Genomic DNA, 9,972 nt, shown 5'->3' on the forward strand with positions numbered 1-9,972 from the left:
CTCGGTATTTGCGGTTGCAAAGATAATACTTATTTTTTCAACTAACAAAATTTATTTTGATAAATTTTTAAAGTTTTTATTTCAATAAGTCAATCCCTACTTTCACTCCCAAAACCCTTTCGGAATCGGTTTGCAAAGGTAAAACTTATTTCTAAACTCGCAAATTTATTTTAAATAAATTTTGTCGCTATACAAGTCCTTATGTCAATTTCAATACTACTCGTCTTTCGTATTGCGGTTGCAAATATACAACCCATTTTTCCGAACTTCCAAACATACTTTACATTTATTTTACATTCTTCCCTTAAGTTGCTGGTACGATGGGAAATATTTTTTGAAATGTTTAGATATGAGAACTGAGATATTAGATTTTTGACGAGAAAAGCTCTTTTTATAGCACAAAATTATAACGAGATAGATTTCTCGACAAGCTCGAAAGGACAGGAAAATTAAACTTGTTAATTACTCAAGAATACCTTTTAAACTCATAAAATGATTAGACGTTTTGCTTTTCTTGAACAATAGAAAAGTAAAATGGATACTTTTGAAGGAACTACTCAGGAGGAATTCCGTGAAACGGGATACATTTAATTAAAAAAATAAATAAACTTCTAATTTTGTTTAACGTGTAAAAAAGATTTACATTCGTACTATATATATAATATGCGCGATGATTTCGAAAGAAAAAGAATATTTTGAGATAATAAATAAGATTTACCTAAAAGTAATTGAAGAAGAGAATTTAGGTGAAACAGCTAACTATATACCAGAATTATCTAAAATAGACGGCAAGAAATTTGGAGTTTCTTTATTGTTTACGGATCAACTTCAATTTGGATTTGGTGATTGTGAAGAAAAATTCTCGATTCAAAGTATTTCAAAAGTGTTGCTTTTGGCTTTAGTTTATAGAGAAATTGGCGAGAAAATTTGGGAAAGAGTTGATGTAGAACCTTCGGGAACTCCTTTTAATTCATTGTTGCAATTAGAAACTGACAAAGGAATTCCTAGAAATCCATTTATTAATTCAGGTGCTTTAGTGGTTTGCGACATCTTAATTGATATTTGTGATGATCCGAAAGCATATTTTTTGGATTTTATTAAAAAGGTTTCTGGTAATTATTCTATTCAATATTCTGATAAAATTGCAAAAAGTGAGTTTTCTACCGCTTATCGTAATACAGCTTTGACAAATTTTATAAAATCGTTGGGCAACATTCATAATTCTCCAGAAGATGTTCTGGATTTGTATGTTTATATCTGCTCGATTGAAATGTCGTGTATGGAGTTGAGTAAAACTTTTTCTTTTTTGGCTAATAAAGGAAAAAACTTATTTGATGATTATCAAGTTTTAAACATTAGTCAAACAAAACGAATCAACGCTATTATGCAAACTTGCGGTTTCTATGATGAATCTGGTGAATTTGCTTTTCGTGTTGGATTACCTGGAAAAAGTGGTGTTGGCGGAGGAATTGTTGCAATTATGCCCAAATATTACATTGTTTCAGTTTGGAGTCCTAAATTAAACTTAAAAGGAAACTCCTACCGAGGAATGAAATTTCTGGAAGAATTTACAACCGCAACAGAGGATTCTATTTTTTAGAATTAATAATCTCCATCACTTTATTCACCGTTTCTTCTAAATTCATGTTCGAATTATCGACTTCTATTGCGTCATCAGCTTTACGAAGTGGAGAATATGCGCGATGAGAATCGATATAATCTCTTTCGTTCACATTTTTCAACACTTCATCCAAAGGAATATTTTTCCCTTGTTGTTGATATTCTAAAAAGCGACGTTGCGCACGAACCTCTGGTGAAGCTGTGACAAAAATTTTGATATCTGCATTAGGAAAAACTGTTGTCCCAATATCGCGACCATCCATTACAATACCACCTTTTTTTCCCATTTGCTGTTGAAGTGCAACACAATAATCGCGAACAGTAGGAATTTCAGAAATTGGACTAACCATTTTAGAAACTTCCATCGTTCGAATATCAACTTCTACATTTTCACCATTCAAGAAGGTAAGATTCTTTTGAGTTGTAAGATCTTGTTGAAATTCTATCTTGATATCAGATAAATTGGTTATTAATGCTTGCTCATCAATTTTATTATCGACAATATACTGATGTTGAAATGCATACAAAGTCACAGCGCGATACATTGCGCCACTGTCAATATGTGTATAACCAAGATTTCTTGCAATAATTTTTGACATCGAACTTTTTCCTGTAGAAGAATATCCATCGATTGCAATAATTAAATTTTCTTTCATCTATATAGAATTGAAGACAAAGATAAGATTTTATAGTTGTTTGAAAAGTTTTTATAACCAAGGATTACTTCTCCAATAATCTCGACCTTGAATAATTCGGTCTAAATTGAGAATTAAACCAAAGTGATTAGAACCTCCAGATTTGTGGTAATTCGCATGACTAAACTCAAATCGAAAAGCATTTATACGGATTCCAAAACCATACGTTAAACCAGATAAAGAGCGAATTCCTTCGGCTGCTAATTCATTTCCACGTTTGAAATTATATCCTAAACGCATATTAACGTCAGATTCTGGAAATAGCTCTGCTCCAACCGAAATATGATCAATCATTTTTCTTCCAGCAGAAACTTCCTGTCCGTTTTTATTATAAGGTTGAGAAATATCAAACTTCTGTAAATCGTGCAAAGAAAACGTAAATTCTAACGGAACATGCTCCAATCGATGCGAAATTCCCAAATTAACTTGCGTTGGCATATCTTCTTTTTTGCCATTATACGTTTGAATTTGTTGACCGATATTACGCACAACCAGCGAAACATTGATATTTTTATCGAAATCGTGGTACGAAAGACCAACATCTCCAGCAATTGCCGAAGATTTATATGATTCGATAGTAGAATTGATGTATTTTAAATTTGCTCCAACTGTCCAATAATCGCCCAAAACACGTGCATAACCAACTGTAATTGCGGCATCATTTGCTTTGAAATTCCCTGTCACATTTCCATTTTCGTCAGTTCCAATTAATTTTCCGTAATCAACATATTGACCATGAACAGAAACAAAATTTTCTTGATCGATTTCATAAACCGTCGAAAATGTTCCGAAATCTACATCCGCAATATAATTGACGTAATTGATTCCAAATTGACCATGCATTTCTCGGTTCATCAAGGCCGGATTCCATAAAGCAGAATTGGGGTCAGCATCCCAAGAAGTTGCTGCATTTCCTCCCAAAGCCGCTTGACGTGGAGAAGTTGTAATGTTCAAAAACTCGTAAACACGCGTTCCATCTTGCGCAAAAATCGAAGTCGATAGCGCGATAAACAATAATGTACTTAGCTTTTTAAACATTTAGCAAAAATAAAGATTTTGTAGAATAACGAAAACAGAATGATTTTGGTATATGCAAAACAAAATTTTAGGCTTTCTGAAAAAAAGCTTAACTTCAATTTACCTAAAAAACACTTTATGGAATTTTTAATTGCCATTATTATATTCGTATTGATTGTTATTTTGTTTAATAAAGTTTCGAAACTAAAAAAACAAATTGATTATCAAGAAACTAAGCTAAAGCATTTACAAGAGCAATTGGATGCAAAAGAAATTAAAACTGAATCAAAACCAATTATTGAGCAACCTAAAATAGTTGAAGAGAAAAAAATTGAACCTCAACCAGAAGTTGTTTCCTATCATAAAATCGAAACGCCAAAACGTATTTTTGACGAAATTCCACCAAGACAAACAACTGAAAGCAGTTTTGATAAAAATCTCAACAATGCAATTGCATTTATCAAAGACAATTTCTTGACGATTTTCGGAATTGTAACCTTAGTTCTGGGAATTGCTTATTTCGTAAAATATGCAATTGATCAAAATTGGATCAACGAAACTTTCCGAGTAATGATTGGAATTGGAGTTGGTTTAGGAATTATTGGAATTGCTCATTTTATTCGGAAAAATTTTGAAATCTTTTCTTCCATCTTAATCGGTGGCGGATTAACCGTTTTATATTTCACCTTAACCATCGCCTTCCGAGAATATCATTTACTTTCTCAGAATACCACTTTTGGATTATTAACAATTGTAACGATTTTCTCTATCGTGATGGCAATGTTATATAATCGACAAGTTTTAGCCATTTTTTCGATTATTGGTGGTTTTACCGCTCCATTGATGATTAGTACAGGCGAAAGCAATTTTGTATTTCTGTTTGGTTATTTAACGATTCTAAACTTGAGTATGCTGTACATGGCTTGGCGAAAAGATTGGCAAGTTATTTCGTTTATCGCATTTGGCTTTACCTTTATATATAGTATCGCTTGGATCGACAATTCTAAAACCTCAACGCAATATCTTTTCTTTGGCTTGCTTTACGTTATTTTCACTATTACAAGTTTAATTAACTACATCAAAAAAGGAGAATTTTCGGTTTGGAATTGCCTTTTACTAATTTTCAATACCATTTTATCAACCATTTTAATTTCTTCGGTTTATTATTTTATTGTTGGAAATAATAATGGTTTAATGGCTTTCATATTTGGATTGATAAACGCTTTCGGTGCATTTTACATCTACAAAACATCTAAAAATAATTTATTACAAAATACCTTAATCGGTTTGAGTATTGCGCTTATCACAACTGCAATTGCCTTACAATTTAAAGCAAATGTCGTCTCGATTTGTTTCTCGATTGAATCAACCTTGTTACTGTTTCTTTGGAAAAAAAGTAAAGAAAACATTTTCAAAGTCTTTTTCATTGCGATGTTTCCATTTTTATTGATTGCTTTATGCGTCAATTGGTTTGATTATATCAATATTGAAAAACATTTAGTCGTAATTTTCAATCACGTTTTCATCACAAGTTTTATTGCATTAATTTGTTCTATTGCGAATATATATTTGATGAAAGATTTCGAAACCGAAGAACAATTTTTAGGTTTCAAGCTCAATCATTCCAAATTTATTTTCATCTCAACATCACTTTTATTGATGTACACAGGAATTTTGTTCGAATTAATTTACCAAATCGAACCTTATTTCAACTTTATGATGATTGTAAGTTATGTATTGATTTATACATTATTCTTTATTGCATTTGTTTTAGCGCAGCGCGAAAAACTAAATTTAGGAAATGCTTTGCAACTTGTTTTACAAATTTCTGCGGCTTTTTGCATTCTATTTTTACCAATGTTTGCCGAAATTCCGTTGTTACCAAGCAAAACAAATTACAACATCGGTAGTTATTTTCTTTATTTGAGTTATCTCATTCCGACCGCTTACATTATTTATTTAGTTGTAAAAAGTAGCGATTTCCAAAGCTCCAAAGCAAAACAAATCATCAGCATGCTTGTCTTGGTTTATGTGATTAGTTTCGAGAAATACAATGGTTTTATGTTGATAACACTTGATGAAACTTCATCTAATTTTTCGCATCAAGCCGATATTTTCCGAATGATATTATTGCCAATTATTTGGGCAGTTTTAGGATTTGTATTGATTTATTTCGGATTAAGAAAACAACTGAAAGGTTTTCCTATTGTTGGAATTATATTATTTGGATTGATTATTCTAAAATTATATTTCGTTGATGTTTGGGAAATGAGCAATATTTTCAGAATAATATCTTTTATTGTTTTAGGAATTTTAATCTTATTAACTTCTTTTATGTATCAAAAACTAAAAAATTTGATGGTTAATTTGATGGAAAAACCGAGCGAAAACAAAGAAGCTGAACAATAATGTTCAGCTTCTTTGTTAATTATTTCTTTTCAATGCTTCAGCAATTACACGCATATCATCCGAAGAAGGTGACTCGAAAATCTCTAAATGGAAATATGGAACAACCGCAATAATATGATCGAAAATATCAGCCATAATCACTTCATATTCGTTCCAAACCGTTGTATTCGTAAACATAAATAGTTCAATTGGTAAACCGTGTTCGGTTGGTTGAAGTTGTCGAACCTCGAACATCAAATCTGTTCTAATTTTTGGACTATTATAGGTATATGTCTTGATATATTGTCGAAAAAGACCAATATTCGTCATTCGTCTTCCATTCGCCAAAATCGTTGGATCAACTTTATTCGATACATTATATTGATTGATTTCGTTCGTTCTATCCACAATAAAATCGTGTAACATGCGGATTTTTTTCAATTCTTCAATTTCTTCTTCTGTCAAAAATCGAATCGAATTCATTTTAATATTTATCGAACGTTTAATGCGGCGTCCACCAGCATTTTGCATACCGCGATAATTACGAAACGAATCTGAAACCAAGGCATACGTCGGAATTGTTGTAATTGTTTTATCAAAATTCTGAACTTTTACCGTTCCTAAATTAATCTCGGTAACATTTCCGTCTGCGCCATATTTTGTCATTTCAATCCAATCTCCAACGCGCACCATATCATTCATCGAAACCTGAATACTCGCCACAAAACCTAATATTGAATCTTTAAAAACCAACATCAAAACCGCCGAAGCCGCTCCCAAAGAAACCAAAAATGTAATAGGCGATTTTCCTGTCGCAATCGAAAAAATTAGAATTCCGCAAACAAAGAAAACTAAAATATTCATCACTTGCAGATAACTATCAATTGGTTTATCCGAAAAAGATTTATTACCTCGAAGAAAATCTCGAAACGCTTTAAAAATTGCATTAAACAACAGTCCAACAGCAATTACCAATGCAACATCTGTTATTTGCATCGCAATTTTGATCCAATTCGGAAATCCTTTGAAGATAAGTGGAATTGCTTCTTTGGCGACAATTACAGGAACAATGTGTGTTGCAAATTGCAAAACTCTATTCTTGATCAATAAATCATCAATCTTGGTTTTACTTTTTGCGATAAAGTTGGTTAAAACGAGTAGTAACACTTTTCGTAATAAAAAATCGATCGCATACAATATAATAACTAACAAAATTGATAGAACAATTGTTGTCATTATTGTGGTAGAATAACTCGATAATCCCAATTTGGCAATCATTTCGAGCATTGAGCGATACACATCGCTTTGAATATTTTCGTCTAAAAGTTCCATCTGAATAAAAACTAATAGAACAAAAATAAGTTTATCCTTTTCATAATTTATAACAACTGATAAATTACATTGAAATTTGTTGGTTTCTTAATTTATCTTGATTCAAAACAATGAAAAGATTATATTTGTTAGATTAATCTAACTTAATTATTAAAATTAATGTTTTCAAATCCGTTAATATTTGCTTTTAGTTTAACTTTTCTTGCCGGAATTAGCACTGGAATTGGAAGTATTTTATGTTTATTATACAAAAAATTCAATCCAAAATTCTTAGGCGTAATGTTGGGAATTTCAGCAGGAGTAATGCTTTATGTCTCCTTTGTAGAAATTTTAACAAAAGCTAAATTATCATTATCAAGTGTTTTTGGAGAAAAATTAGGTTACACTTATACATTATTGGGATTTTTTGCAGGAATTTTAATCATCATTTTAATCGATAAAATATTGCCTCATCATCATTGCGATGAAAATAAAACAGAGACAAACGATCAGAAATTATTGCGTTTGGGTTTGTTTTCTGCTTTAGCTTTATCAATTCATAATTTCCCTGAAGGATTAGCAACTTTTTTGTCAGCATTAGAAAATCCAACTTACGGAATTTCTATAGCTTCAGCTATTGCTATTCATAATATTCCAGAAGGAATCGCCGTTGCTATACCAATCTATTACGCTACAAAGAATAGAAAAAAAGCATTTCTATATTCTTTTTTATCAGGATTAACAGAACCTATTGGCGCATTAATTGGCTATTTTGTATTGTTACAATTTTTTGATGAATCAATTTTCGGAGCAATCTTTGCGAGCGTCGCAGGTATGATGGTTTACATTTCGATTAATGAATTAATTCCTACCGCAAACGAATACGCTGGAAAAAAATTATCAACTTACGGAATTGTAATCGGAATGTTTGTAATGGCGGTTAGTCTTGTACTTTTTATGTAAAAACAAAAAAACTTCCCAATGAGAGAAGTTTTTGTGTGAATTTATATTTAATAATTTTAAGTTGCCTGAGGTAATTCTCTCGTTAACCAACCACTTCTTCCTGCTGTTACAATAGCATAAGGCGTAATCCAAAAAAGCGTGAACATATAGAAAATACTGTAAACGTATGCCAATAATGCTTCGTTAAAGTTATATTTCTTCGCGTAAAAAATCATCTGAATACTTGAAAAAACTAAAACGCCAGACAATGTACTTGTGATGAATAAAATTGGATGTGTTGCGACAAAAAAGATTAAAATTAAAAATAATGGAATTGCCATGATTAATTTTATCCATTGCATCATCAGAATTATACGAGTTCCTACTGTAGAACCTTCTCTAAAGTTGGTGAAAGCAAATTTTGTCATCATAATATTCTCACGAACATTACTTCTCTCCCAACGAATAAACATTTTGTATAAATTCTTATAACGCTCTGGAGTATTGGTATAAACCATTGCATTTTTCTGAAAATAGACATGTTTACCTTGTTTCAAAATCATATTTGTCAAAGCTCTATCCTCACCGATTGTACTTGGTTGCCCTAAAAAAGATTGATTTATCCATTCTTCCAAACAATTATGTACAACATCTTTTCTGTAAGCTGCTAACGCTCCAGGTGTACAAAATACAGAACCTAACGCACTTTGAGCAGATCGAACAAACTCAAAACTGAATGTAAAACTAACACTCAACATTTTTGGAATCAAACCTTTTTCTTTATTCAATACACGAACATTACCAGCGACAGCACCACAATTTTCATTCACTACAAAAGGACTTACCAAGTTTCTAAGTGTAGATTCATCAACAATAGAATCACTATCAACCGTCACAAAAACATCACCTTTTCCAATTTTGAAACCTTTATATAATGCATGACGTTTTCCCATATTTTTTGGCTGTTGAAAAAGTGTAACGCGATCGCCTAAAACTTTCTTCGCTTCAAGAAGCCATTTCCATGTATCATCTTTACTCCCATCATCAATGGCTATAATCTCTAATTTTTCGGGTGGATAATTACTATCAGCCAAACTCAACAAAGTATCATATACTAATTTTCCTTCATTATACGCCGGAACAATAATGGTACAAGTTGGTAAATCTGCATCAGCAACATTTTTGATCGGTTTATATTTTATGAATAAATAGCCTAAATAAAAAAGAAAGGAAGTTTTAACAATAAGAAGTGCCAATCCAAGGCTATAAATAATAACACCCCACCAGGTAGATAATTTTGTGCTGTGCCATTGTAGAAATTCATTTTGGTAAATAAACAAAAAAAGAATAGAAGTTAGCATAATCACAAAAGTTGTAGCAATAACTAGATAATCTTTCTTTGTAAGGCAGTTTTTAGAAATTCTCTCTATGAATTTATTTCGTAAAGACTTTTTTTCATGTTCATCCGATCGAATAACCTTTAACACTGTCTTATGCTCCGTGGTGGATAACAAAGTCGTGTTTGCCAGATTTTTTTTTGAATCTATATTAGTCATCTGAGTAATTTTAAGTTTTAATTAAAAAGTGAATAAAATGACAACTACTATGCCACCTAACGTTAATAAAACTCAAGAAGTTAAATCTTTATTAAAAATAAAACACTTATAAACGACTGATTATTAATAAAATTTCAATATGTATTATACTTAAAAATTAGGCGTATAGTACGTTACATTTTAATCTGATTTCTTAATAAAAACAAAAAAAACTTCCCGAAAAGAGAAGTAATTTTGAGAAATGATATAAATTAACACATGAGGATTTTGTTACTGCAAATGTATGCAGCAAATTAAATTCAAAGCTTAACAGAATATCAATAGATTGTTAAGCGAAGATTAAATAAAAAGATGATGAAAAATATACTTTTACTTTTTTGCTTTACTATTATTTATAGTTGTTCCTCATCTTCAGATTTTCATAATGAAGTTGTTTAAACTTT

The 9,972-nt window shown here is 31.1% G+C and carries 7 protein-coding genes; 3 read left to right on the forward strand and 4 right to left on the reverse strand.

Annotated features, from left to right (window positions below; genetic code table 11):
* Positions 1-670 precede the first annotated feature (670 nt).
* A complete protein-coding gene (locus B3J26_RS05440) occupies positions 671-1,600 on the forward strand; it encodes a glutaminase (protein ID WP_291073631.1) in 930 nt (309 codons plus the stop codon).
* On the opposite strand, the gene cmk is transcribed toward B3J26_RS05440, so the two are convergent.
* Together cmk and porQ are read right to left on the reverse strand one after the other, a co-directional pair.
* The gene (gene cmk, locus B3J26_RS05445) at positions 1,590-2,276 is read right to left on the reverse strand and encodes a (d)CMP kinase (protein ID WP_291073633.1); all 687 of its coding nucleotides are present in this window, start codon (positions 2,274-2,276) and stop codon (positions 1,590-1,592) included. The two genes, B3J26_RS05440 and cmk, sit on opposite strands and share 11 nt — an antisense overlap.
* A gap of 51 nt (positions 2,277-2,327) precedes the next feature.
* On the reverse strand, positions 2,328-3,353 hold the full coding sequence (porQ, locus tag B3J26_RS05450; protein WP_291073635.1) for a type IX secretion system protein PorQ: 1,026 nt from the start codon (positions 3,351-3,353) through the stop codon (positions 2,328-2,330).
* Positions 3,354-3,470: 117 nt separating this feature from the next.
* Here porQ and B3J26_RS05455 point away from each other — a divergent pair, with 117 nt between their 5' ends.
* Positions 3,471-5,741 (forward strand): DUF2339 domain-containing protein, encoded by a 2,271-nt coding sequence (locus B3J26_RS05455; protein WP_291073637.1) that lies wholly within the window; start codon positions 3,471-3,473, stop codon positions 5,739-5,741.
* Between the two features lie 15 nt (positions 5,742-5,756).
* Here the strand turns inward: B3J26_RS05455 and B3J26_RS05460 are convergent, their stop codons facing one another.
* Entirely contained in the window at positions 5,757-7,052 is a 1,296-nt protein-coding gene (locus tag B3J26_RS05460) for a mechanosensitive ion channel family protein (protein WP_291073639.1), read from the reverse strand.
* Between the two features lie 159 nt (positions 7,053-7,211).
* Between B3J26_RS05460 and zupT the strand changes: the two genes are divergently transcribed.
* Entirely contained in the window at positions 7,212-7,994 is a 783-nt protein-coding gene (zupT, locus tag B3J26_RS05465; RefSeq protein ID WP_291073641.1) for a zinc transporter ZupT, read from the forward strand.
* A gap of 56 nt (positions 7,995-8,050) precedes the next feature.
* On the opposite strand, the gene B3J26_RS05470 is transcribed toward zupT, so the two are convergent.
* Complete coding sequence (locus tag B3J26_RS05470; RefSeq protein WP_414646901.1) at positions 8,051-9,520, reverse strand: glycosyltransferase family 2 protein; 1,470 nt, start codon at positions 9,518-9,520, stop codon at positions 8,051-8,053.
* Positions 9,521-9,972: the final 452 nt, after the last annotated feature.

Origin of the sequence: Empedobacter sp. UBA5987 (assembly GCF_002429865.1) — a bacterium.
Taxonomy (GTDB): domain Bacteria; phylum Bacteroidota; class Bacteroidia; order Flavobacteriales; family Weeksellaceae; genus Empedobacter; species Empedobacter falsenii_B.